The sequence below is a fragment of the Ruegeria sp. AH3 genome, from assembly GCF_056536265.1.
The window spans coordinates 3,110,537-3,132,549 of record NZ_JBQFJL010000001.1 but is presented as its reverse complement, the minus strand read 5'-3'; the positions used below and the strand labels follow the sequence as shown (position 1 = coordinate 3,132,549).

Sequence of the window (22,013 nt, the reverse complement as noted above, 5' to 3'; positions counted from 1 at the left end):
TCTGGAACTTTCTGCACAAGCATCGTAAATAGAGTGCTGCGCGAGATATTTGGAGCTTGGCGTCGATGAAAGAGCATCGTGGCCGTCTGACCAAAGACGGTATCCGCATCTATGAACAGGGGGACTTTGCCGGGATGCACGCGGCAGGGGCCTTGGCTGCGCGGATTTTGGATGACATCGCAGAGCATGTGTTTGTGGGTCAGACCACAGGCGCAATTGATGGGCTGATCACCCAGATGGTCGAGGACGCAGGCGCGACCTCGGCGACGATCGGCTACAAGGGCTATCAGCACGCCAGCTGCATCAGCGTGAATCATGTGGTCTGCCACGGCATCCCGGGTGAGAAAAAGCTGAAGGATGGCGATATCCTGAATATCGACGTCACCGTCATCGTCGATGGCTGGTTCGGCGACACCTCGCGCATGTATGTGGCTGGGAAACTGCCGCGCAAGGCGGAACGTCTGATCCAGGTGACCCATGACGCGCTGTTCAAGGGCATCGAGATGGTCAAGCCGGGCAATACGTTCGGCGATATCGGCCACGCCATTCAGGCCTATGTCGAGGCGCACCGGATGAGCGTTGTCCGCGATTTCTGCGGCCACGGGCTGGGCCGGGTGTTCCACGCGCCACCAAACGTGCTGCACTATGGCCGTCCGGGTACAGGCGCGGTTCTGGAAGAGGGCATGTTCTTTACCATCGAGCCGATGGTCAATCTGGGGCGCCCCGAAACCAAGACTCTGTCCGATGACTGGACTGCCGTGACTCGCGACAAGTCGCTGTCGGCGCAGTTCGAGCATTCGGTGGGTGTGACCGCAGACGGGGTTGAGATTTTCACCCTGTCACCGGGCGGGAAATACCACCCGACTTATTCGTCCTGATCTTCGGCCTGATCACGTAGCAGCTTCAGCAGCAAGGTTTCATCCCGCCACGGGATGACCGCGTCGTGGATGAATACCGGCGCGCGCATCGGCTTGGGCGGCGGTCCGGTCGTGGTGTCGCTGTCTGTCGAGAAAGCCCAGAACGGAGGTGTGATGGCGCGGTCCATGGCGCGACCATAGCACGTATTTGCGTTAGAGTCCCAAAAGCCCCGGCACTTGTGACATGTCCGTGAAAACCTCGGCCCCAAGCGCAGCCAGCCGCGCGCCGTCATCGTGGGCTGCATAGGCAAGGCAGCGCATATTGGCCCGGATGGCTGCGGTGACACCGTTTTCGCTGTCTTCGATGACAACGGGGGATTTGGCATTGAAATGCTGCGCAGCGGTCAGGAACAGCGTTGGATCCGGTTTGCCGGTTCCCAGCACATGGGCCGAGAAACTGACCTTGCTGAACCGCTCCCACAGCCCGTTCTGACCCAATGTGATTTGCATTTTGTCAGGGCTGCCATTCGAGGCGACACAATATGGAAGGCCTTGCGCATCCAGTTGCGCCAGCAGCTCCGGAATGCCTGTGACCAGCGGCGTACCTGCCCGCAGCGCCTCATAGGTTTCGGCATAGATCTGATCGACCCAGTCATCCGGCAAATCCGCACCGAGGTTGCGCGCCTTGTCACGCACACCGGTCATGGTGCCGCCAACAAACAGGGACATGCATTCGGCGAGGGACAGATGCAGGTCATACCCTGCGAGATTGTCGACGATGACCTGATTGGATCGGACCTCGCTATCCACCAGAACGCCGTCGCAATCGAAGATGACCAGATCGTGCATCTCAGCCCCCTATGCGCCACATCAGTGAAATATGCGTGTCGCCATATTTCCGCGTATCGTGCAGCGTGAAGCCCTCGGGCGCAGGCATGGGGGCGTTTTCCTCCCACACGATCAGGGCGTCATCGGCCAGCCAGCCGCCTTGCAAGGCCGCAGTGAGCGCCTTTTGGCCCAGAGATTTGCCATAGGGTGGATCGAGGAAGACCAGATCGCAGACCGAGCCGGGATTCTCGCCCAGACGGGTCGCATCGCGGCGGATCAGCGTGGTCTGGCCCGGGCTTCCGGTCAAGTCGATATTCTTGCGGATCAAACCCTGCGCGACCCGCCCGTCATCGACGAAAGTGACATGGGCCGCACCGCGCGACAATGCTTCCAGCCCCAGCGCTCCGGTTCCTGCAAACAGGTCGAGCACATGCAAACCCTCAAAGTCGATCTGATGGGTCAGGACGTTGAACAGGCTTTCCCGCACCCGGTCGGTGGTGGGGCGCAGATGCGCGCCCGCATCGCCTTTGCCGACCGAAGCAAGCGCCCGGCCCCGGAAATCTCCGGCGATGATCCTCACGCTTTGAGCAACGGTTTCAGGTCCGCATCCGGGTCAGCCACAACCGCCGGATCAGCGGTCTTGCCCGCATCGATCAGGCGTTTGCCAACCATATAGGCGCGTGGGTCGTTCATCGCGTCCACCGCAATCAGCTGATCACCGTTGTAATACCAGAAGGACACCGTCGCGCCTTCACCCTTGCGAGTCACAACGCGGTCGTAGCCCGTGTTCAGCCCGGCGATCTGCAGCTTGACGTCATACTGATCCGACCAGAACCACGGCGTTGCGGTGTAATCCTTAGCCGCGCCCAGCATGTTCTGGGCCACAATCTCAGCCTGATCAATGGCGTTGGGCACGCTTTCCAGACGGATACGACCTTCGCCATGCGGGAACGAGGCGCAATCGCCCGCCGCCCAGATCGTCGGATCCGAGGTGCGGCCATGGGCGTCGGTCTTGATGCCATTGTCCAATTCCAGCCCCGCCAGTTCAGCTAGTTGCGTTGACGGCGCAATGCCGACGCCAACCACGACGAAATCCACCTGCAATTCGGTGCCGTCGGTCAGAATAGCACCCGTCACCTTGCCGTTTTCACCAACCAGACGATCCAACCCGACGCCCTCACGAATGTCGGCACCGTATTCGCTGTGCAACGCGCGGAAATAATCGCTGGTCTCTTTCGCAGCGACGCGCTGCAGGATGCGTTCGGCCATCTCGACCAGAGTCACCTTGACCCCGCGCTTGGCGCAAACCGCTGCGGCCTCAAGCCCGATATAACCGCCCCCGACGATCAGCGCGCGTGCGCCTTCGGTCACGCGAGGCTCCATCTCGTCGATATGGGCCAGGTCGCGCACCACGTGGACGCCCTGAAGGTCGCCACCGATGGCCGCAGGCAGGCGGCGTGGATCGGACCCGGTGGTCAGCGCCAGTTCGTCATATGCGATGACTTCATCGCCAACCGTTACAGTCTTGGCCTGCGGATCAATCGCCGTGACGCGCTGACCCAGACGCAGGGTGATGTTGTTGTCGGCATAGAAGCTCTCAGGCCGCAGGAACAGGCGTTCCAGTTCCATCTCGCCCAGCAGATACGCCTTGGACAGAGGTGGGCGCTGATAGGGCAGATGCGGCTCGGCTCCGATCAGGGTGATGTCGCCCTCAAATCCGTCCTTGCGCAGCCGTGCTACCAAAGAAGCACCGGCCTGCCCTGCCCCGATCACGACGATATGGCTCATGTTGTGCCCACCCTGCAGAATATCCATGGTCTCTTTCTTTCGACCACCTATATTGCGGCAAAGCCCGACTCTGCAAATCCAAATGACAGGAGCGTAAAAATGATTGCAACAGGTGACATGCTGCCCGAGGCCACGCTGATCCAGATGGGTGCCGAAGGCCCTGAAGAGGTTCGGATTTCAGATAAGACCAAAGGGCGCAAGGTTGTGATCTTTGCTGTACCCGGTGCGTTTACCGGAACCTGCACAACCGCGCACGTACCAAGCTTCATGCGGACCAAAGACCAGTTCGATGCCAAAGGTGTGGAGGAAATCATCTGCATCTCGGTCAACGACCCATTCGTAATGGGCGCCTGGGGAGAAAGCACCGGCGCAACAGCGGCCGGGTTGACCATGCTGGCAGACGCGGCGTCCGAGTTCACCAAGGCCATCGGCATGGATTTCGACGCCCCGCCTGTGGGCCTGATCGCGCGATCAAAACGTTATGCAATGCTGGTTGAGGACGGCAAAGTCGTCGCCCTCAACCTGGAAGAAAGCCCCGGCACTTGCGAAATCTCGGCAGGCGAAGGCCTGCTTGAGGTGATCTGACCCATCAAGGCCCCGGTCCGGCCGGGGCCACATAAAGCGCAATTAACTTGATGCAACGCTTCGATGCGCCAATACTTGGCGCATATAGCTTGGGAGTTGATTGATGCGTTTGAAATTACTCACCCTACTTCTTGCCGGAACGGGCGCGCTTGCCGCCTGCGGCCCGGCCCCCACCCCACAGCAACAGGCAGCCCGGCAGCATGAGATTGCGTGTCTCAGCGGCACGCTGGGCGGCGCGCTGATTGGTGGTGCGATTGGCAATCAGTTCGGCGGCGGGTCGGGCAAAGCCATCCTGACCGCGGCAGGTGCCGCTGCTGGCGGCGTTTCCGGCCAGCGCTATGCATGCTGAGAGGGTCCAAGATGAAACATATATTGATTGTAATCACTGCTCTGACCCTGGCCGGGACTGCAGGGGCTCAGAGCGTCTCGGAACTGAATGAGGCCGAGTTGAAGAACATCGACACCAACAATGACGGCTTCCTGTCGCAGGACGAGTTCAACGCCTTCTCGGACTATGCCTTTCAGGCGATGGACGAAGACAAGAACGGCACTCTGGGTCTGAGTGAAGCCAAACCGTTTCTGGATCTCAAACAGTTTCAGGCGGTTGACCGCGACGGCGACAGCCTTATTTCCAAAGCTGAGTACGCCACGCAAATGCAGCGCGATTTCGAGGCGGCGGATCAGGATGGCAATGGCCGGTTGGACTGACACCCGGCTTTGAAAAAGCGGGAGAGTGTCATGCGTATTTGGGTCGGTATCGGGGCGATGGCGGTTCTGGCGGCCTGTGATGTGCCACAATCTCCGGTTGTCACCGGCCCTGACGGGCAGGCGCGCATCCAGATCAATACCAGCGGTCTGACCTGTTATGAAACGCGCTGTCTGGATATCAATCCGGCGGCCCGCAGCGTCCGGTCAATCGGCAGTCGCACGATCCGCATTCCCGGTAATATCGATGTCACCGATGGCACAGTGACGGTTTCCGAGTTCAGAGAACTCGGCACCGCCGCCTTGCTGGCCGGGGGCACAGGGTCGCAGTCCGACCGGGGCTGAGGCGCTTAGATCAGGCTGTCCATTTTTCGCGCCAGCTTGGCGTCCAGCGCCGAAAGGCCACCCACGTCATGGGTGGACAAGGTCACCTCGACCGTGCGGTAGACATTGGACCATTCCGGATGATGGTTCCACTTCTCGGCAAAGATCGCGACCTGGGTCATCCAGCCAAATGCGTGCACGAAATCTTCGAAGATAAACGTCTTGGTGATTGCATCGCGGTCCTCGACCATGGTCCAGCCATTCCTGAACAGCGGGTCCAGCAGCGGGCCGCGGGTCTCGGTAGACAGAAGTTCGGTCATTGCTGTTCCTCCGGGTTCGATTTCCTGAACGGGCCGTAATCCGTCAGAATCTCGATCTCTTCTCCCACTGCGTGGGCCTCGGCGTCCAGATATTTCTGTACGGCATCAGCAAAGCCCGGATCACCGACCCAATGCAAGCTATGCGTGCGGGTTGGCAGATAACCGCGTGCCAACTTGTGCTCGCCCTGCGCCCCGGCTTCGACCCGGGCCAGCCCTTCAGCAATGGCGAAGTCGATCGCCCTATAATAGCACAGTTCGAAATGCAGGCAGGGGTGATGCTCGACACATCCCCAATAGCGGCCATAGAGCGTTTCCCGTCCGATGAAGTTCAACGCGCCGGCGACAGGGTAACCATTGCGTTCAGCCAGCACCAAGGCCATATCGTCGGCCATGGTTTCCTGAGCGATATCAAAGAATTGCCGTGTCAGATACGGCGCACCCCATTTGCGGGCTCCGGTATCCTGATAAAACCGCCAGAACGCGTCCCAATGCTCGGGGCGCAGATCATCCCCTGAGATTGTGCGAATCTGGCCCCCGAAATCGCAGGCCTGCGCGCGTTCCTTGCGGATATTCTTGCGCTTGCGCGACGACAGCGCGGCCAGAAAGCCGTCGAAATCTGCATAATTGTCGTTGAGCCAGTGAAACTGCTGCGAATGCCGGACCATGAGGCCCATTTGTTCACCGGCCAGAGCCTCTGCCTCGGTACAGAAGGTGGCATGCAGGGAAGAGACGCGATTTTCGGCGGCCAGCTGCACCGCCCCCTGCACCAGCGCCGACATGCCGATGGTGTCATAACCGGGCCGGACCAGAAAGCGTCGGCCTGTCGCAGGCGTGAACGGCACGGCGATCTGCAGTTTCGGGTAATACTGCCCGCCCGCACTCTCATAAGCATGGGCCCAGCTATGATCGAAGATATATTCGCCCTGAGAATGCGATTTTGCGTACATAGGCGCTGCGCCAATCAACATCCCGTCCAGATAGGCGGTCAGGTATTGCGGCTGCCAGCCCGAGCCGCGCCCGACCGAGCCGCTTTCTTCGAGGGCCAAAAGAAACCGGTGCGTGGTGAAAGGATCAAGTGGTCGCCCCCCCTCGACCGTCTCGGGACAGGCGCAACTGTCCCAGTCGCTCGCGGCAATCTGCGAGAGCGATGTCAGAACCCGAACCTCGATCTGTGCCTGATCCATGTGCCCTCCGCGCCTAGATCTTTATCTGTGACGGACGGGTCGCGGTTCAACCCGGATGCGCGGCCAAATATCCCTCGAAGGTCACATTATCGGCAACCTTGCGAGTCTCTGCCTCTTGTTCGTGCGAGCGGACGGTCCAGCACAGGATCGGCACGCCCTGCGCCTTGATCTCAGCGACACGGGGGCGGTTCAGGTCGTCGGCTTCATGGCTGATGAAACTGGCCTTGACCCGGTCGAAATCCGGGATCGTGCGCAGATGATCACAGACCTTGGCGGGCAGCAGCTCGACCTTCGGGTCATAGGAACAGGTGACGATGCCGCGTGGCAATGCGGGCGCAATCCGCGCCAGCTCGGCAACCGAGTTTGGGTTGAACGACATCAGTGCCACTGGCCCGCCATAGCCTTCCATCGCGCGCACCGTATCCGCTTCGAGCGCGCCTATATTCGTGCCCATCGCACCATCCTGATCTTTGAGCTCGATCAGCAGCGGCACGCGGCCTGCGACCAGATCAAGCACTTCGTCCAGGGTCGGAATGCCTTCACCATCCGAGTGTAGCAGAGGCAGGGCCTGCGCCTGCGCGGCGGTGATCTGCTGAATCGGGCCGGACTGGCCGGTCAGGCGTTTCAGGTCGTAATCATGAAACACCATCGCGCGGCCATCCGAGGTCAACTGCAGATCAATCTCGATCCCGTATCCGGCCTCAATCGCTGCGCGAATCGCGGCCCGGCTGTTTTCGGGCCGCTGATCCGAAACATTGTGCAACGCCCGATGCGCGATCGGGCGGTGCAGGAATTCAGAGGGCAGAGGTGGGGTCATTGAACCTCGAAGATGCCTTCGATTTCGACCGCTACGCCAAGCGGCAGCGAAGCCGCGCTGACAGCGGAACGCGAGTGGCGGCCCGCCTCTCCCAACGCCTCGACCAGGAAATCAGAGGCGCCGTTGATGACCTGCGGCTGCGCGGTGAAATCGGCGGTGGAGTTCACAAAACCGGTCAGCTTGATCACACGCACCAGCTTGTCGATATCACCGCCGCAGGCCGCCTTGACCTGAGCCAGCAGGTTGATGGCGCAGACCTTGGCGGCAGCTGCGCCTGCTTCGACATCCATATCATCGCCCAGCTTGCCGGTGATCAGACCCTCATTTTTCGAGATCTGACCCGAGATATAGACAATGTTGCCGATCCGCACGAAAGGCACGTAATTGGCTGCCGGGGCGGGTGCGTCAGGCAGGGTGATGCCAAGGCTGTCCAGTTTTGCTGCGATGCTCATGAATTGGGTCTCCAAGATTTTGACTCGGGCGGACGCTAACCGGGAAACGCATCTTCGGAAAGCGGGAAAGCGGCTTTTTTCCGATTGCCCGCGATCTGGGCACCTCTCCACTTATTCAGGATGTGTTGATATCGTGTCACTTTACCCCGACCTATCGGCTGGGGTAAACGCGAGTTGTTGTTTCAAATTCCCTGCGAAAGGTCTATGTGAGACCAATTGCACCACCGAGACCGCAAAGGCCGTATTGATTGAAGGCCCGGCAGCACCACCGGGCAATTTTTGGAGTAACGAAGACCGTGCCGAGCCCTATTCGCCTGAAGCACCTGATCATTCTGGCCGTCCTGACGGCTTTGTCCGCCTGCGCATCGCAGCCACAGGACGCCGCCGCCCGGGGTGAGATTTTCGACCCTTACGAAAACGCCAACCGCGGCATTCACAAGTTCAACCTGGGCGTGGACCGGTTCCTGTTTCGCCCGGCCTCGAAAGGGTATGTGAAGATCGTGCCCGACCCGATGGTCACAAGCTTCAGCACCTTTGCCGAGAATATTTCCCTTCCGGGTCAAGCAGTTGACTATCTTCTGCAGGGCAACCCCAAACAGATGGGCAACGCTTTGCTGCGATTTGTGATCAACATGACCGTGGGCGGATTTGGCCTGTCGGCCCCGGCGGATGAGCTGAACCTGCCACCCGTCGATACCGATTTCGGCGAGACGCTGCATGTCTGGGGCTTCGGCGAGGGTGCCTATGTCGAACTGCCCTTCTACGGCCCGTCTACCACCCGCGATGCGGTGGGTGTGATTGTGAATCTGTTCTCGAACCCGATCAATTTCAGCCCCACCCGCCCGGCGGACAATCTGGGCGTCTATGCCGAGGTCGTGCGGCGCATGGGGGATCGTGGACGTTTCTCGGATACGGTCGACTCGATTCTCTATGAAAGTGCAGACAGTTACGCGCAGGCCCGCACAATCTATCTTCAAAATCGTCGTTTTGAACTGGCACGAGACGATGAGGACGCCTATCTCGGGCTGTATGACGATCCCTATGCAAACACCGGGACCGACCCTGTCAGGGACCCCTTCCTAGACCCCTACGAGGACCCCTATGCCGAATAATCTGATGAACCGACGCCAGTTTGTCGCCACTGCCCTGACCGGGCTGACGGTGATGACCCTGCCCCTGCCCGCCTTTGCGCTGACCGAAGCGGGCGCCACACAACTGGTCAATTCGGTGGTCGCCGACATCAACCGGGTGATCGCCTCGGGCAAATCCGAAAACGCCATGTTGCGCGATTTCGAGAAGATCTTTGTTCAGTATGGCGATGTGCCAATCATGGCGCGCTATGCGCTGGGTGTCGAAGCCCGCAGCGCCTCGCCCGCCCAGCTGCGCCAGTTCACCCGCGCGTTTCAGGGCTATATCTCGCGCAAATACGGCCGCCGGTTCCGCGAATTCATCGGCGGAGAGGTCACCGTTCGCAACGCCCGCAAGATCAAGGCAGGCTACGAGGTGCGCACCTCGGTCAAGCTGCGCGGCTCTTCTCCGTTTGAGGTAACCTTCCTGGTGTCGGACAAGTCCGGCAGCGGCAAGTTCTTCAACATGTTCATCGAAGGCGTGAACCTGCTACTGACCGAACGCACCGAGATCGGAGCCATGTTGGACGCGCGCGGCGGTGATTTGAATCGTCTGATCAAGGATTTGAACAAGACCAGCTGATAAGCGTAGCTATTCTGCGCAGGCCGCCGCCCGACCCGTTCGTGCGGCGGCTTTCATGTTCAGGCAGCGGGCTTGCGCGCGATCTGGCTGACATAGGACATGTAGCCGAAAAAACGGCTCGCATCGACGCGCGCCTTTGCTTCGGACTTCAACGCCTGCGCTGTTTCAGGTTGTAGCAACCCGGTTTCCGCCATGCGGTCTGCGCCGCGGTCAATGACCGTCAGAAAATATGTCGCTTCGCCTTCCGCCACATAGCCATGCCCTCGGCGGCGGCCCAGTTCAAACCCGGCTTGCGTCAGCAACCCACCGATCTGGCGCATGATCCAAAGACTGGTCACGTTCTGATTGATCATGAAGCGGACAAGCTGATCCAGCGGATCATAATCGGCGATCTGGGCAGTTGCAGTGTCATAATCCCCATCGCAAATCGCAAATATGCCGCCGGGCTTCAAAATGCGAAATGCTTCCGAAATGACATCCTCGGGGCCAGGCACGTGGCACAGCAAAGTGTGCGCCAGAACAAGGTCTACTGAATTGTCCTCAAGGCCAGTTGCTTTGGCGTCGCCAGTTTCAAAAACAAGGCGGCTTTCGCTGGAAAAGCTGTTCCGCGCACGCTCCACCATAACCGGCGAAGGTTCGAGCCCAAGCGCGCGCTCAACTCCCGGCACCAACAGCAGTTCATGCGTGACGTGGCCAGTTCCGGAGCCCAGCTCGACCGCAAAACCGCCAGCTGGGACACACAGATCGCTCAGATAAGTGCCTCTGATCTCTTTTTGCGCAGGTTCGAGACACCGGGCCTCCATCGCCTCGGCGATACGTTCCTGAACAGAGATATCTTGCGCTGCCAGATCGGAATAGGGGTCGGACATTGTGCGCCTCCCTTGGTGAGCGCACACCCTAGCATGATCCCTCTCTTACAGCCAGAATCTGTCATTCAGGCGTGGCCCGCAGCAATCACGCTGCGGACCTGCCCGTTCTCAGTTCAATCGCTCGCCCGTTTCTTTGGCGAAGTACGAAACCTTGCTCATGTCGAACGCGAGGTTCAGCATATGCCCGGCCTGAGCGCTGGTTTCGGCGTGCAGGCGCGCGGTGACCTGTTTGCCTCCCAGCTCCGAGACCACATAGGTATCCGCACCCGCAGGTTCGACCATATCGACCATGCAGGCCGCCTCTTGCACGCCCGCCCCGGCGCGGAAGCCGGCCTCAGCGATGTCCTCAGGACGCAGGCCGAGGATGACGTCTTGCGGCAGGGACAGTTCGCGCGCGTCGTTGAGCACCAGTGTCTCACCCGATGGGCACGCAATGGCGATTTGCGTCCCCGCGCCGGTATTCGATGCTTGCGCCGGGATCAGGTTCATCGCGGGCGAGCCCATGAAATCGGCCACAAACAGGTTGGCCGGGTTGTTGTAGATCTCGGCCGGGGTGCCGATCTGCTGCACGACACCGCCTTTCAGAACCACAATCTTGGTCGCCAGTGTCATCGCCTCGATCTGGTCGTGGGTGACGTAAACGATGGAGGCATCCAGCGTCTGGTGCAGTTTCTTGATCTCGGTCCGCATCTCGACCCGCAGCTTGGCGTCGAGGTTCGAAAGCGGCTCATCGAACAGGAACAGCTTGGGGTCACGCACCAGCGCCCGGCCCATGGCCACCCGCTGACGCTGCCCGCCCGAAAGCTGGCTGGGGCGGCGGTTGAGCAGCGGCTCGATCTGCAGCAGCGAGGCAACCTCTTTGAGCTTGGCCTCCTGCGTGGCCTGATCGACCCCGCGCACCTTCATACCGAAGGTGATGTTCTTGGCCACGGTCATCGTCGGGTAGAGCGCATAGGACTGGAACACCATCGCAATGTCGCGGTCCTTGGGGCTGACATGGGTCATGTCGTTGCCGCCGATGGAGAGCGTCCCGCCGGTGATCTCCTCCAGCCCTGCGATACAGTTCAGCAGGGTGGATTTACCGCAGCCCGAGGGGCCGACCAGCACCAGGAAATCGCCCGGATCGATCGAGATGTTGATGTCCTTCAGAATCTCGGTCGCGCCGTAGTTCTTGTAGAGTTTGTTGATATCAAGGATGGGAGCCATGGGTCTTATCCCTTCACTGAGCCAGCAGTCAGGCCGCGGATGAAATACTTACCGGCTACGACATAGACGAGCAGCGTCGGCAGCCCCGCGATGATCGCGGCAGCCATGTCGACGTTGTACTCTTTGACGCCGGTGGTGGAGTTTACGATATTGTTGAGCGCCACGGTCACGGGCTGTGTGCCCGCCTGGCTGAACGACACGCCGAACAGGAAGTCATTCCAGATCTGCGTGAACTGCCAGATCACGGTCACCACGATGATCGGCAGCGACAGAGGCAGGAAGATCGACCAGAAAATCCGCAGGAAGCCTGCGCCATCAACCCGGGCGGCCTTGGTCAGCTCAGCCGGAATGGTGACATAGTAGTTGCGGAAGAACAGCGTGGTGAAACCCAGCCCGTAGATCACGTGGACAAAGATCAGGCCCGGAATGGTCCCGGCGATCCCCATCATGCCCAGCAGGCGCGCCATCGGCAGCAGGACCACCTGGAACGGGATGAAGCAGCCGAACAGCATCAGCGAGAAGATGATATTGGCCCCTTTGAACCGCCACTGCGCCACGACATAACCATTCAGCGCGCCCAGCAGGGTCGAGATCGCCACCGCAGGCACCGCGATCAGGACCGAGTTCCAGAAATAGGGCCGCAAGCCCTCACACTGGATACCGGTACAAGCGCCAGACCAGGCGGTCTTCCAGGCATCAAAGCTGACCTCGCGAGGCAGTGAGATCAGGCTGCCGGTGCGGATTTCCTCAAGACTTTTCAACGATGTGGTCAACATCACGAACAGCGGCATCAGGTAATACAGCGCGAACAGGCCCAGCAGGACATAAAGCAACCAACGCAGGGCAATCTTACCAGTGGCGCTTTGGGTGCGGGTTTCGGTTTGGGGCATCGACAGATCAGTCATTTTTCGCCCTCAGCTCTGAGTAAAGATAGGGAACCACGATGGCAAAGACGACCAGCATCATGATCATCGCGGACGACGCCGCCTGACCGATATCGCCGCGCGAAAACGCCATGGCGTACATGTAGGTGGCGGGCAGGTCAGTTGCGTAGCCGGGACCGCCGCCGGTCAGGGCGATGACAAGGTCGAAGCTTTTGATCGCGAGGTGCGCCAGCACGATGAAGGCGGACAGGAAGATTGGGGCCATCGAGGGGATGATGATCGCCGTATAGATGCGCCATGTGGGGATACCATCGACCTGCGCGGCCTTGATAATCTCACCATCCACCGACCGAAGGCCAGCGAGGAAAAGCGCCATCACGAAGCCCGAGCTTTGCCAGATCGCGGCCATCACGATGGTGTAGATGGCGTAATTGGGGTTCACCAGCCAGTCGAACTCGAAGTTTGTAAAGCCCCAGCCCTGCACCATGGATTCAATGCCCAGACCCGGATTCAGGATCCACTTCCACGCGGTGCCGGTGACGATCATCGACAGCGCCATGGGGTAGAGGTAGATCGTGCGGATCGCCCCTTCGACGCGAATCTTTTGATCCAGCAAGATGGCCAGCAGCAGACCCAGCACCATCGCGATCACGATGAACAACGCGCCAAAGATATACAGATTGTTGATTGCCGTATCCCAGCGCGGGGACTCGAACAGGCGTTCGTATTGGATGAAGCCCTTGATCTCGTATTTCGGCAGTAGTTTCGATCGGGTTAGCGACACCCATGCGGTCCATCCGATAAAGCCGTAGACAAAGATCAACACGGCGATGAACGACGGTGCCAGCACCACCTTGGGCAGGTGGTTTTCCAGCCATTCGGACATTTTTTCCTCCGGGGAAAGGTGCTCTGCCCCTCACTATAGGGGGCAGAGCGATTTGGATCAGTAGCTGTTGGCCACTGCGGCCGCCAGTTGCTGAACCGCGTCAGCCGACGACATATCCGAGTTGAAATGCGCGGTCACAACATCCGTAATCGCACCGGACTGCGACCCGCGCAGCGCCATGCCATGGGCATAGGACGGCAGCAGCGAACCCGCGTCCGAGGTCGAACCCATATCTTCGGCCGACAGGTTGGCGCAGATGTCGAAGTCATCCAGCGCCACGTCGGTGCGTGCGGGGATCGAGCCCTTGTTCAGGTTGAACACTTTCTGGAAGTTCGGCGCAACGATCAGCTTGGCCAGCAGGTCCTGACCGGCTTTCTTGTCGTCTCCGTCCACGTCGAACATGGCAAAACTGTCAACGTTATACAGATAGCCGTCACCGGGGGTCGAGGCACACAGGAAGTCCTCACCCGGCTTCTTGCCAGCCGCCAGGAATTCACCCTTGGCCCAGTCACCCATGATCTGGAACGCCGCTTCGCCGTTCATGACCATGGCGGTTGCAAGGTTCCAGTCGCGGCCCGAGAAGTTTTCGTCCACATATCCGCGCATGGTGCGCATCTGGTCAAAGACCTGAACCATGGTGTCCGAGGTCAGCGCGTCGGGGTCCAGATCAACCAGTGCTTTCTGGAAGAACTCAGGCCCACCAATGCCCAGAACCACGGTTTCGAACACGGTCGCGTCCTGCCATGCCTGACCACCATGAGCCAGCGGGATCACCCCAGCGGCCTGCAGCTTGTCAGCGGCGGCGTTGAATTCATCCCATGTGGTCGGCATTTCGATGCCATTGGCGGCCAGAACATCGGCATTGGCCCAGATCCAGTCGACGCGATGTACGTTTACCGGAGCGGCGCACCAAGTGCCTTCGCACTGCATGTGACCGGCAATCGACGCGGGCAGCACATCTGCCCAGCCCTCGGCCTCGGCCACTGACGAGATGTCGGCCAGAACGCCCTCTTCATACCATTCCTGAATGGCAGGGCCTTTCAGCTGAACAGCGGTCGGCGCGTTACCGGCCAGAACCCGTGCGCGTAGCGCGGTCATCGCTGCATCACCGCCGCCGCCAGCAACCGGCATATCGGTCCATGTCCCGCCGTTCGAGGCGAACTCTTCCTGCAATACGGCGACCGACTTGGCCTCGCCACCCGACGTCCACCAATGCAGAACTTCGGCCTGCGGCTCGGCCACAACGGACGACGCGGCCGCAACGGCCAGTGTCGAAACGGTGGCAAATGCAAAACGTTTCATTTTGTGTCTCCTCCCTAGAGAACTTTGTAACTGCGAAAAGCAGCGATGCTCGATATAGCGCTAACGGATTGGAACCTGGCAACGCGGAATCCGTGCTAAAACTCTGCCATGATCCAGATTTTCACCGCTTTTGTTACAGCGTGTTACGTTGACATTGAATCTGTTTCCGTTCGTTACAATGCATGATGTCGGAGGCACAGAAACTGGGAGGAGAAACCGCGTGAGCATTCCGCGACTTTTGGTGGTGGATGACGACCCTGAGATGCGGTCGATGATGACCCAGTTCCTGCAACAGAACGGGTTCATCGCCCTGCCCGCCAGTTCGGAAAACGAAATCCGGTCGCATCTGGCTGCGGGCCGGATCGATCTGATCCTGCTGGATGTGATGCTGGGGGATGAGAACGGAGTCGAAATCTGCGCCCGCCTGAGGGCTGAGCAGGATGTGCCGATCATTCTGGTTTCAGCCCTGTCAGCTGATCATCAGCGGATGGCGGGGTATGAGGTCGGAGCCGATGATTATATCGCCAAACCGTTCAACCCGCAGCTGCTGCTGGCCCGCGTCCGCGCGGTGATGCAGCGCGCCCGGCGTACTCCGTCACTGGTGTATCGCCGTCGGACCAAAAGTTTTCGGTTCAACGGCTGGCTTTATGATGGAAAACGGGACGAGGTGCATTCGCCCGAAGGGTTTCAGGTCGCGCTATCGCAACGGGAATCCGCACTTTTGAAGGTGCTATTGGCCAACCCGCATATCCCCCTGACCCGCGATGAGATCGCCGCCGCGCTGGATGTCACAGGCGAAACAGACAAGCCCGAGGCGCAAGGCCGCGCCATCGATATGCTGGTCGGACGGTTACGCTCGAAGATCGAGGCGAACCCGAAGGATCCGCAGATGCTGCGAACCGAACGGGGCGTTGGGTATGTTTTTGTCGCCGAAGTTTTGGTGGATGAAAGCGCATGACCCTGCGCCTGCGCAGTCTCGGTTGGATTTGGACCTTGTCGGCTTTTGCCGCCGGGCTGATCTCGGCGGGGCTGTGGTTTGCGTCTGCCCAGGCCTGGAACCGCTACTTGACCCAATCCTTTGTGGCAGGGTTCGCCGTTTACGAAGAGCTTCGCACGGGTGTGGCCCCGCCCCCCGGGCTGAAGATCACACCGCTGGACGTTGAAGAGGCCGAACTGGCCGAACGTGGCGAATTTCAGCAACTGCCCGCTGCCGCTGGCCGCCGCTTTATCACCAATCTGTCCATCCTGACCGACAGCTCCGCCCCGCTGAGCGGGCGCGAACTGACGCTGGCGGTGATGTCGGATCGGCTGATCTATCCGGTGTCGGATATCGTCTCGGGCAGCGATCAGACAGGGCCAGAAAAGATGGGCAACCTGACCCGCCTGTTGGCCACTTACTGCAGCGAACCCATACTCATTGCCCAGTTTGGACGGGGACCGTGGCAGCAGGTCGACGGAACCGAGATCTGGGGCTGCGGGGCAGCGCCCACAGATCTGCGGCTGCCTGCCATTCTGTTTGGTATCGTGGCGCTTGGGGTGCTGCTGACCTCGGTCGGGAACGTCTCGGACAGTTTCATGCGTTTTGCCCAGGCCCTGCGCGACCGGAAACGCCGTGGGGGGCCGCAGAGCTATGATGCGGATGGGCCGGATGAACTGCGTGATATCGTTGCCGCGGTAAACGATCATCTCGACGCCGAGCGCGCGCAGCTTGAAAAGCGCGCCATTGTGCTGTCGGGTGTAAGTCACGATCTGGGCACACCCGCCACACGCGTGCGCCTGCGCGCGGCGCTGATCCCGGATGTGGAACTGCGCGAAAAGCTCGAAGCCGACGTGGATCAAATGACGGGAATGATCGAAAGTGTTCTGACCTATACGCGGTCCGAGTTGAGCGTCGAAGAGCCACGCCAGCTCTCTCTGACTTCGCTGGTTGAGGCTTTGGTGGCCGATTATCAGGACATGAACCTGCCGGTCACGCTCAAAACCGTTGATCCGGTCGCGCTGGAAGGGGCACCATCTGTGTTCATGTCGCGCCGGGGCTTTGGTTCCTTGCCTGAGACACGGCGGATTCTGGTGACGGGGCGGCCGATCTCACTGAAACGAGCACTGACCAATCTGATCGACAACGCCTTGAAATACGGACGTCGTGCCGAGGTTACGCTGGAAACCGACGCACAAACCGCCACGATCATCGTCGAAGACAAAGGAGCCGATTTGTCCGTCGCCGATATCGAAGCGCTGTTGGCCCCCTTCCAACGCGGCTCGAACACGGGGTCATCGGACGGGTTCGGGCTGGGCCTGACCATTGCCAGCACCGTGGCCGAACAGCATGGAGGCACGCTCAGCTTTGAAGCCGGGGATCACGGGCTGCGCGCGCGACTTCAGATCACCCGACACTGACATCAAGGCACATAACTACGCACCAGAGCACTGGCGATCAGGGCCCAGCCATCTGCAATCACAAAAAAAGCCAGTTTGAATGGGAGTGAAACCGTCGCGGGGGGCACCATCATCATCCCCATCGACATCAGAACCGCCGCAACCACCAGATCAATGATCAGGAAGGGCAGGAAAATCAGAAATCCGATCTGAAATGCCCTCGCGATCTCCGACAGCATGAATGAAGGCATCAGAACCGAGAGCGGCGCTTCAGGTGACAATTGCATGGCGGCACCTTCGGGACGCAAAGCGGCCATGGCCTGAAACGTCTCTGCATCAAGGCGCGCTGCCATGAAACTGCGAAACGGGATCAACGCACGCTCAAGCGCCAGTTCGATATCCATCGTTTCGTTCACCATCGGCTGGATTCCGGTGGTCCAGGCTTCGGTGAAAACCGGTTCCATGATGAAATAGGTCAAAAACAATGCAAGGCTGACGATCAGCATATTGGGCGGCGATTGCTGCAACCCGATCCCCTGCCGCAGGATCGCCAGCACCGTGATCAGAAACGGAAAACAGGTGATCATGATCGCGAGTCCCGGCGCGAGGCTCAGCACCGTGATCAACAGGATAAGCTGGACGGTTCGAGCAGAAATCGACCCGCCCTCCCCCAGTGACAGGGAAAGTTCCTGCGCACCGGCCACCGTAGGCAAAAGCAGGACCACCAGCCAGATGGACAGGCGCATTACCCGATCCCGTTCTGCAGATCCGAAATCTCAGTCAATCGGACAGCCAATTGCCCGGCCTGTTCGCCCTCCATCTCCTCCAGCAGCCCGCGCGCGACCAATTGGTCCCCGACATAGAGATCCACCGGATCTTCGATCCGTTTATCAAGCGTCAGCACTGCATTTTCACCCATATTCAGCAAATCCCGGATCAACGGACGCGCGCGACCGACCGAGACTGTCACTTCGATCGGCACCGCCTCGAACGGGTTGGCTTTTTCGGTTTTTGCGGGGTGGGGATCACTCATTTGACAAAGCCTCTTTTGCTTCAAACAGATATGCATCGAACGCCTCGGCAATGGCCTCAAGCATGGCGCTGCAGTCTAGCTGCTGCCGGGCGATGCCCACTTGCAGATAGGCCTGGCCGGGTTCCAGAGCGGGGTCTTCGATAACTTGCGGTGCTGGGGTCAGATCCTGTGGCAATGCCGCTTCGATCTGGGCCAAGGTTCCGTCGGGCACGCGCAGCAGTATCGGCTGCCCGATCTGCTCCCGCGCCATTCCGGACAGTTGTTCGGCAAGGCGCGGAGCGAAACCCTGCTTGATCGTCTCGGGCAAAACGGTTTCGACAAGGCTTTGAAACATCGGCTCCAGTGAAAGCGTCATGCGTGTCAGCGCCTCGTGATAGGTGAAGGACAGATCAGACAGGGTGGAGGCCAGATCGGCACTCAACTGATCGCGACCCCGTTCCTGCGCCTGAACAGCATCTTCCCATCCCGCGCCATAGCCTTTTTCGAATGCGGCAAGCCGCTGTTCTTCGAGCGCTTCTTCATCCAGCAGATGCACCGCACCACCACCGGCTTGCAGGGTGAAATCCTCAAGAAGATGGGCAATCGACATCACACCTTCTCCTCGCTTTCCTCAAGCCAGCTGCGCAGGATCTCGACCGTTTCTTCCTGCTTGTCGCCGATCATCGCGCGCAGCCGGTCAACCGGGTCTTCAGTCGGACCGTTGGCAATGGCGGGAACACGCGATTGCACCGGATCGGCAAGAGGTGCAAATTCCTGCGTGTTTCCGTCGGCGATTTCTCCGGTGAGGTAAGATGCCGGGTCAGCCTCGGAGGTCGAAGTCGCGGGCAATAGCGCCGCCGCAGTTGCAGGTTTCGTCAGGATAGGCCGGATGACGAACAGACCTAGGACAAGCGAAACCAACGCCAGAACCGCCATCTGGATCAGCGACATCGCGTCCAGATGGATCTTCTGCCAGACTGAAGCCGACACCAGCGTGCCTTGCGGTTCAACAACCGGCAAATCGAGCGATTTCAACGTAATCACATCGCCGCGTTCGGGATCGAAACCCACGGCCGAGGCCACCAGTTCCTCCAGCGCGTCCAGTTCGGCCTGCGGCATCGGCACAAATATCTCTGCGCCATCGGTGCCGACCTCGCGCGCGCCGTTGACCAGAACGGCAACGGTCAGACGTTTTATCGCTCCCGGTGCGCGATGCACCTCAAGCTCGGTCTCGGACACTTCGTAATTCACGCGCTCGCGGGTCTGGGTTGCGTTCGAATTCGATTTGTCACCGCCGCCGCCATCGCCGTCCGGCAGGTTCGACGCGACGGTCACATCTGCGGATTGGTTGCGGGCACTGTCCGAGCGTTCTTCGATATCCGTGCTGATCGCAACGCGACCTTTCGGATCAAAGCGACGCTCCCGGATCGATTCGGTTTCGGTCACCGTATCCACGCTGACCTCGACCACCGCATTGCCCGCACCCACACGGGCCTCAACCAGCCGCATGACCCGGTCGCGCAGCTCACGCGCCTTGTCATCTGCGGTATCAGCGGCAACAGCCGTTTCCTGCGCCCCGATCACGGCCCCGTTTGAATCGATCACCGTGACGTTCTCGGGCATCAGACCGCTGACTGCCGAGGCCACCAGAAACCGGATCGCCTTGGCCTGATCGCCGGTGATCTGCGCACCAGACGGCACCAGATAGACCGAGGCGGTCGGCTCGACACTGCGCTGAAACGGATTGGTCGAGCCGTTGGCAATATGTACGCGCGCCTGACTGACATGCGGGCTGCCGACGATGGTGCGGGCCAGCTCACCCTCTTTTGCACGCCAATAGGCGGCGTCGAACATCTGCGACGTGGTGCCGAACCCGCTGAGGGAATCCAGCAGCTCATAGCCGCGATTGCCGTTCGCAGGCAGGCCTTCACTGGCCAGAGTCATGCGCAGCTCATCCCGCTGCGAACCTGGTACGTAAATCGAACCGCCACGGATCTCATATGCAACGCCACGCTGATCCAGCGTGCGTATAATATCCCCCGCGGCCCCGCTTTCGAGCCCCGCATAAAGCAGGGTCATCGACGGAGCAGTCACGATCCGCGACATCGCCAGCACGCCCAGAAACACCAGCGCAACGGCGCCGGCCACGATGATTTGTTTGCGCCTGTCCAAACTTGCCCAGACAGTTCCGATCTGCTGCACGCTCACCTCCGACTCACCGACATTCTGTTCGGCTCAGCCCCTGTTTGGACGATTGCCCTTAACAATCGGTTAGTCCCTGACGGGTTATGACACTGACCGAACGGATGGATGAGGACGGAATGACCGACGCAGCTGTAGATGAGGCGGAAGCCCCTAAGAAGTCAGGGAAAAAGGGTTTGGTGCTTGGGATGATTCTGACCGTCGCGGGCGGGGCCGGAGGGTATTTCTCAACCGCGTCCGGCCTGCTGCCCATCGGTGGTGACGAGAAGGCGAAACAGGTGGAAATGAAAGACATTGACGCATCGGTGAAGGCATTGCCTGACGTTGCATTCGTCGATCTTCCACCGGTGATCGTTTCGGTCAATGCAGGCGATTCGCGGCATCTGAAATTTCACGCTCAGCTTGAGGTGAACGCAGACTACGCCGCTGACGTGGAAAAGATGCAGCCTCGAATCATGGATGTGCTGAACGGCTATCTGCGGGCGGTGGAGTTGTCCGATCTCGAGGATTCTCTGGCTCTGGTGCGCATCCGGGGCCACCTGCTGCGGCGCATCGGGATCGTCACCGGCGAAGGCCGGGTGCGGGACGTTCTGGTGATGGAATTTGTGTTGAACTAGGAGGCGAAGTTGGAGCTGATTGCCGATATTCTGTTGGTCGCAGGTGCGATTGGGGCCGGGCTGTACTGCTTTGTCCTTTCGCGGCGGCTGAGGCGTTTTACCGATCTGGAAAAAGGCGTGGGCGGTGCCGTTTCGGTGCTGTCGACACAGGCCGATGAGCTGCGGAAATCTCTGGATACAGCCCGAGAAGCATCGGATGAATCGGGCGTCGCGCTACGGGATCTGACCGAGCGGGCTGAAACCGTGGCAAAGCGACTCGAATTGATGATGGCCTCGATGCATGACGTCGCGCCGGAAAGCCCCGTGGAAGCTGAAAACCCCGCGACAGAGCCCTCGGTCGAAAGCCATGATGCGCCTGAGCAGCCTGAAGAACACGCAGAGGCGCATTCAGAGGACAGCGATCCGAAGCTCGAAGCGTTAGAGGAGCCCATCAAGAAACCGGAAGGGTTGATGTTCTTCCGGCACGCCCGTGTGCAGGATGGGGCCGGATCATGAGGCGACGCCCGGCAAAACCGGTTGATCGGCGGGGGCGTAGCGGTGTTCTAACCGTGATCTCGTTGCTGATGATTGGGTCCGCCATCATCCGTATTGGGCTGGAGGCCGGGCCTGCGCTGGCCCGCGGCAACGAACCTGCGCCAAACCCACAGGAAAAGACCACCAATACCGACCCGGACGCCGCGGATTTACAGCTAATTTTGACAGAATTGCTGCGCCGCGAGGATGAACTGAACCGGCGCGAAGCTGCCATCAAAGATCGCGAATACGCACTGAAAATCGCGGATCAGGCCATCGAAACCCGGCTGACGCTTCTGGAGGAGGCTGAAGACTCCCTTCGTGAAACGGTGACGTTTGCCGAGAAAGCCGCCGAGAATGACCTGACCCAGCTGACCGATGTGTATCAGAGCATGAAACCCAAGGATGCGGCTGCTCTGTTCGAAACCATGGACGCCGTTTTTGCCGCGGGGTTCTTGTCGCGCATGCCACCCGATGCCGCCGCGAATGTGATGGCCGGACTCAGCCCGGAAACCGCCTATACGATCAGCGTGGTCATGGCCGGTCGCAATGCACGCGCCCCGCAGGAGTAGCCCT

General features: G+C 59.8%; 29 protein-coding genes. 12 read left to right on the top strand and 17 right to left on the bottom strand.

The window, feature by feature from the left end; all coding sequences use genetic code 11:
* Positions 1–65 precede the first annotated feature (65 nt).
* Positions 66–878: a type I methionyl aminopeptidase gene (gene map, locus ACR3EM_RS15735; protein ID WP_480471580.1), complete on the top strand. Its 813-nt coding sequence runs from the start codon at positions 66–68 to the stop codon at positions 876–878.
* Here map and ACR3EM_RS15730 read toward each other — a convergent pair.
* The 4 genes from ACR3EM_RS15730 to ACR3EM_RS15715 are packed head-to-tail and all read right to left on the bottom strand — an operon-like array spanning position 866 to position 3,473.
* Positions 866–1,045, bottom strand: coding sequence for a hypothetical protein (locus ACR3EM_RS15730; protein ID WP_480471579.1), 180 nt, complete (start codon positions 1,043–1,045; stop codon positions 866–868). The two genes, map and ACR3EM_RS15730, sit on opposite strands and share 13 nt — an antisense overlap.
* 25 nt (positions 1,046–1,070) lie before the next feature.
* Entirely contained in the window at positions 1,071–1,706 is a 636-nt protein-coding gene (locus ACR3EM_RS15725) for an HAD family hydrolase (protein ID WP_480471578.1), read from the bottom strand.
* Between the two features lies 1 nt (position 1,707).
* Positions 1,708–2,265, bottom strand: a complete 558-nt coding sequence (gene rsmD, locus ACR3EM_RS15720) for a 16S rRNA (guanine(966)-N(2))-methyltransferase RsmD (RefSeq protein ID WP_480471577.1) — start codon at positions 2,263–2,265, stop codon at positions 1,708–1,710.
* Complete coding sequence (locus ACR3EM_RS15715) at positions 2,262–3,473, bottom strand: NAD(P)/FAD-dependent oxidoreductase (protein WP_480471946.1); 1,212 nt, start codon at positions 3,471–3,473, stop codon at positions 2,262–2,264. Before ACR3EM_RS15715 ends, rsmD begins: the two co-directional genes overlap by 4 nt.
* Before the next feature lie 99 nt (positions 3,474–3,572).
* Here ACR3EM_RS15715 and ACR3EM_RS15710 point away from each other — a divergent pair, with 99 nt between their 5' ends.
* From ACR3EM_RS15710 to ACR3EM_RS15695, 4 genes are all read left to right on the top strand, one after another.
* Positions 3,573–4,058: a redoxin family protein gene (locus ACR3EM_RS15710; RefSeq protein WP_480471576.1), complete on the top strand. Its 486-nt coding sequence runs from the start codon at positions 3,573–3,575 to the stop codon at positions 4,056–4,058.
* A 103-nt stretch (positions 4,059–4,161) separates the two neighbouring features.
* Entirely contained in the window at positions 4,162–4,407 is a 246-nt protein-coding gene (locus ACR3EM_RS15705; protein ID WP_480471575.1) for a glycine zipper 2TM domain-containing protein, read from the top strand.
* 11 nt (positions 4,408–4,418) lie between these two features.
* Entirely contained in the window at positions 4,419–4,766 is a 348-nt protein-coding gene (locus ACR3EM_RS15700; protein ID WP_480471574.1) for an EF-hand domain-containing protein, read from the top strand.
* Positions 4,767–4,796: 30 nt separating this feature from the next.
* Entirely contained in the window at positions 4,797–5,108 is a 312-nt protein-coding gene (locus ACR3EM_RS15695) for a hypothetical protein (RefSeq protein WP_480471573.1), read from the top strand.
* Positions 5,109–5,113: 5 nt separating this feature from the next.
* On the opposite strand, the gene ACR3EM_RS15690 is transcribed toward ACR3EM_RS15695, so the two are convergent.
* From ACR3EM_RS15690 to ACR3EM_RS15675, 4 genes are read right to left on the bottom strand one after another with little or no spacing between them, the layout of a single operon-like run.
* Positions 5,114–5,407 carry a 4a-hydroxytetrahydrobiopterin dehydratase gene (locus ACR3EM_RS15690; protein WP_480471572.1) on the bottom strand — a complete coding sequence of 98 codons (294 nt, stop codon included), beginning with the start codon at positions 5,405–5,407 and terminating at the stop codon, positions 5,114–5,116.
* On the bottom strand, positions 5,404–6,591 hold the full coding sequence (locus tag ACR3EM_RS15685) for a GNAT family N-acetyltransferase (RefSeq protein ID WP_480471571.1): 1,188 nt from the start codon (positions 6,589–6,591) through the stop codon (positions 5,404–5,406). The genes ACR3EM_RS15690 and ACR3EM_RS15685 overlap by 4 nt, the downstream gene beginning before the upstream one ends.
* 46 nt (positions 6,592–6,637) lie before the next feature.
* On the bottom strand, positions 6,638–7,408 hold the full coding sequence (locus tag ACR3EM_RS15680) for a glycerophosphodiester phosphodiesterase family protein (protein WP_480471570.1): 771 nt from the start codon (positions 7,406–7,408) through the stop codon (positions 6,638–6,640).
* On the bottom strand, positions 7,405–7,860 hold the full coding sequence (locus tag ACR3EM_RS15675) for a RidA family protein (protein ID WP_480471569.1): 456 nt from the start codon (positions 7,858–7,860) through the stop codon (positions 7,405–7,407). Before ACR3EM_RS15675 ends, ACR3EM_RS15680 begins: the two co-directional genes overlap by 4 nt.
* A gap of 296 nt (positions 7,861–8,156) precedes the next feature.
* On the opposite strand from ACR3EM_RS15675, the gene ACR3EM_RS15670 reads away from it, so the two are divergent.
* Complete coding sequence (locus ACR3EM_RS15670) at positions 8,157–8,972, top strand: MlaA family lipoprotein (RefSeq protein ID WP_480471568.1); 816 nt, start codon at positions 8,157–8,159, stop codon at positions 8,970–8,972.
* Complete coding sequence (locus ACR3EM_RS15665; protein ID WP_480471567.1) at positions 8,962–9,570, top strand: MlaC/ttg2D family ABC transporter substrate-binding protein; 609 nt, start codon at positions 8,962–8,964, stop codon at positions 9,568–9,570. Before ACR3EM_RS15670 ends, ACR3EM_RS15665 begins: the two co-directional genes overlap by 11 nt.
* Before the next feature lie 59 nt (positions 9,571–9,629).
* Here ACR3EM_RS15665 and ACR3EM_RS15660 read toward each other — a convergent pair whose 3' ends face one another.
* The 5 genes from ACR3EM_RS15660 to ACR3EM_RS15640 all read right to left on the bottom strand — a co-directional run bounded on the left by ACR3EM_RS15660 (position 9,630) and on the right by ACR3EM_RS15640 (position 14,717).
* Positions 9,630–10,439 (bottom strand): methyltransferase domain-containing protein, encoded by an 810-nt coding sequence (locus ACR3EM_RS15660; RefSeq protein WP_480471566.1) that lies wholly within the window; start codon positions 10,437–10,439, stop codon positions 9,630–9,632.
* A 108-nt stretch (positions 10,440–10,547) separates the two neighbouring features.
* Positions 10,548–11,645, bottom strand: a complete 1,098-nt coding sequence (locus ACR3EM_RS15655) for an ABC transporter ATP-binding protein (protein WP_480471565.1) — start codon at positions 11,643–11,645, stop codon at positions 10,548–10,550.
* 5 nt (positions 11,646–11,650) lie between these two features.
* Positions 11,651–12,550 carry a carbohydrate ABC transporter permease gene (locus tag ACR3EM_RS15650; protein ID WP_480471564.1) on the bottom strand — a complete coding sequence of 300 codons (900 nt, stop codon included), beginning with the start codon at positions 12,548–12,550 and terminating at the stop codon, positions 11,651–11,653.
* On the bottom strand, positions 12,543–13,415 hold the full coding sequence (locus ACR3EM_RS15645; RefSeq protein WP_480471563.1) for a carbohydrate ABC transporter permease: 873 nt from the start codon (positions 13,413–13,415) through the stop codon (positions 12,543–12,545). Before ACR3EM_RS15645 ends, ACR3EM_RS15650 begins: the two co-directional genes overlap by 8 nt.
* Before the next feature lie 57 nt (positions 13,416–13,472).
* On the bottom strand, positions 13,473–14,717 hold the full coding sequence (locus ACR3EM_RS15640; protein WP_480471562.1) for an ABC transporter substrate-binding protein: 1,245 nt from the start codon (positions 14,715–14,717) through the stop codon (positions 13,473–13,475).
* A gap of 220 nt (positions 14,718–14,937) precedes the next feature.
* On the opposite strand from ACR3EM_RS15640, the gene ACR3EM_RS15635 reads away from it, so the two are divergent.
* Both ACR3EM_RS15635 and ACR3EM_RS15630 read left to right on the top strand, forming a co-directional pair.
* Positions 14,938–15,675 carry a response regulator transcription factor gene (locus ACR3EM_RS15635; protein WP_480471561.1) on the top strand — a complete coding sequence of 246 codons (738 nt, stop codon included), beginning with the start codon at positions 14,938–14,940 and terminating at the stop codon, positions 15,673–15,675.
* Positions 15,672–17,114: a sensor histidine kinase gene (locus ACR3EM_RS15630; RefSeq protein ID WP_480471560.1), complete on the top strand. Its 1,443-nt coding sequence runs from the start codon at positions 15,672–15,674 to the stop codon at positions 17,112–17,114. The genes ACR3EM_RS15635 and ACR3EM_RS15630 overlap by 4 nt, the downstream gene beginning before the upstream one ends.
* Positions 17,115–17,116: 2 nt before the next feature.
* Here ACR3EM_RS15630 and fliP read toward each other — a convergent pair whose 3' ends face one another.
* From fliP to fliF, 4 genes are read right to left on the bottom strand one after another with little or no spacing between them, the layout of a single operon-like run.
* The gene (gene fliP / locus ACR3EM_RS15625) at positions 17,117–17,839 is read right to left on the bottom strand and encodes a flagellar type III secretion system pore protein FliP (protein WP_480471559.1); all 723 of its coding nucleotides are present in this window, start codon (positions 17,837–17,839) and stop codon (positions 17,117–17,119) included.
* Positions 17,839–18,126 (bottom strand): FliM/FliN family flagellar motor switch protein, encoded by a 288-nt coding sequence (locus ACR3EM_RS15620; protein WP_480471558.1) that lies wholly within the window; start codon positions 18,124–18,126, stop codon positions 17,839–17,841. Before ACR3EM_RS15620 ends, fliP begins: the two co-directional genes overlap by 1 nt.
* On the bottom strand, positions 18,119–18,715 hold the full coding sequence (locus ACR3EM_RS15615; RefSeq protein WP_480471557.1) for a FliH/SctL family protein: 597 nt from the start codon (positions 18,713–18,715) through the stop codon (positions 18,119–18,121). Before ACR3EM_RS15615 ends, ACR3EM_RS15620 begins: the two co-directional genes overlap by 8 nt.
* Positions 18,715–20,307 carry a flagellar basal-body MS-ring/collar protein FliF gene (fliF, locus tag ACR3EM_RS15610; RefSeq protein ID WP_480471556.1) on the bottom strand — a complete coding sequence of 531 codons (1,593 nt, stop codon included), beginning with the start codon at positions 20,305–20,307 and terminating at the stop codon, positions 18,715–18,717. The genes ACR3EM_RS15615 and fliF overlap by 1 nt, the downstream gene beginning before the upstream one ends.
* A 119-nt stretch (positions 20,308–20,426) precedes the next feature.
* Between fliF and ACR3EM_RS15605 the strand changes: the two genes are divergently transcribed.
* The 3 genes from ACR3EM_RS15605 to ACR3EM_RS15595 are packed head-to-tail and all read left to right on the top strand — an operon-like array spanning position 20,427 to position 22,009.
* On the top strand, positions 20,427–20,924 hold the full coding sequence (locus ACR3EM_RS15605; protein ID WP_480471945.1) for a flagellar basal body-associated FliL family protein: 498 nt from the start codon (positions 20,427–20,429) through the stop codon (positions 20,922–20,924).
* 9 nt (positions 20,925–20,933) lie between these two features.
* Positions 20,934–21,419, top strand: coding sequence for a hypothetical protein (locus ACR3EM_RS15600; protein WP_480471555.1), 486 nt, complete (start codon positions 20,934–20,936; stop codon positions 21,417–21,419).
* The gene (locus tag ACR3EM_RS15595) at positions 21,416–22,009 is read left to right on the top strand and encodes a MotE family protein (protein ID WP_480471554.1); all 594 of its coding nucleotides are present in this window, start codon (positions 21,416–21,418) and stop codon (positions 22,007–22,009) included. The genes ACR3EM_RS15600 and ACR3EM_RS15595 overlap by 4 nt, the downstream gene beginning before the upstream one ends.
* Positions 22,010–22,013 lie beyond the last annotated feature (4 nt).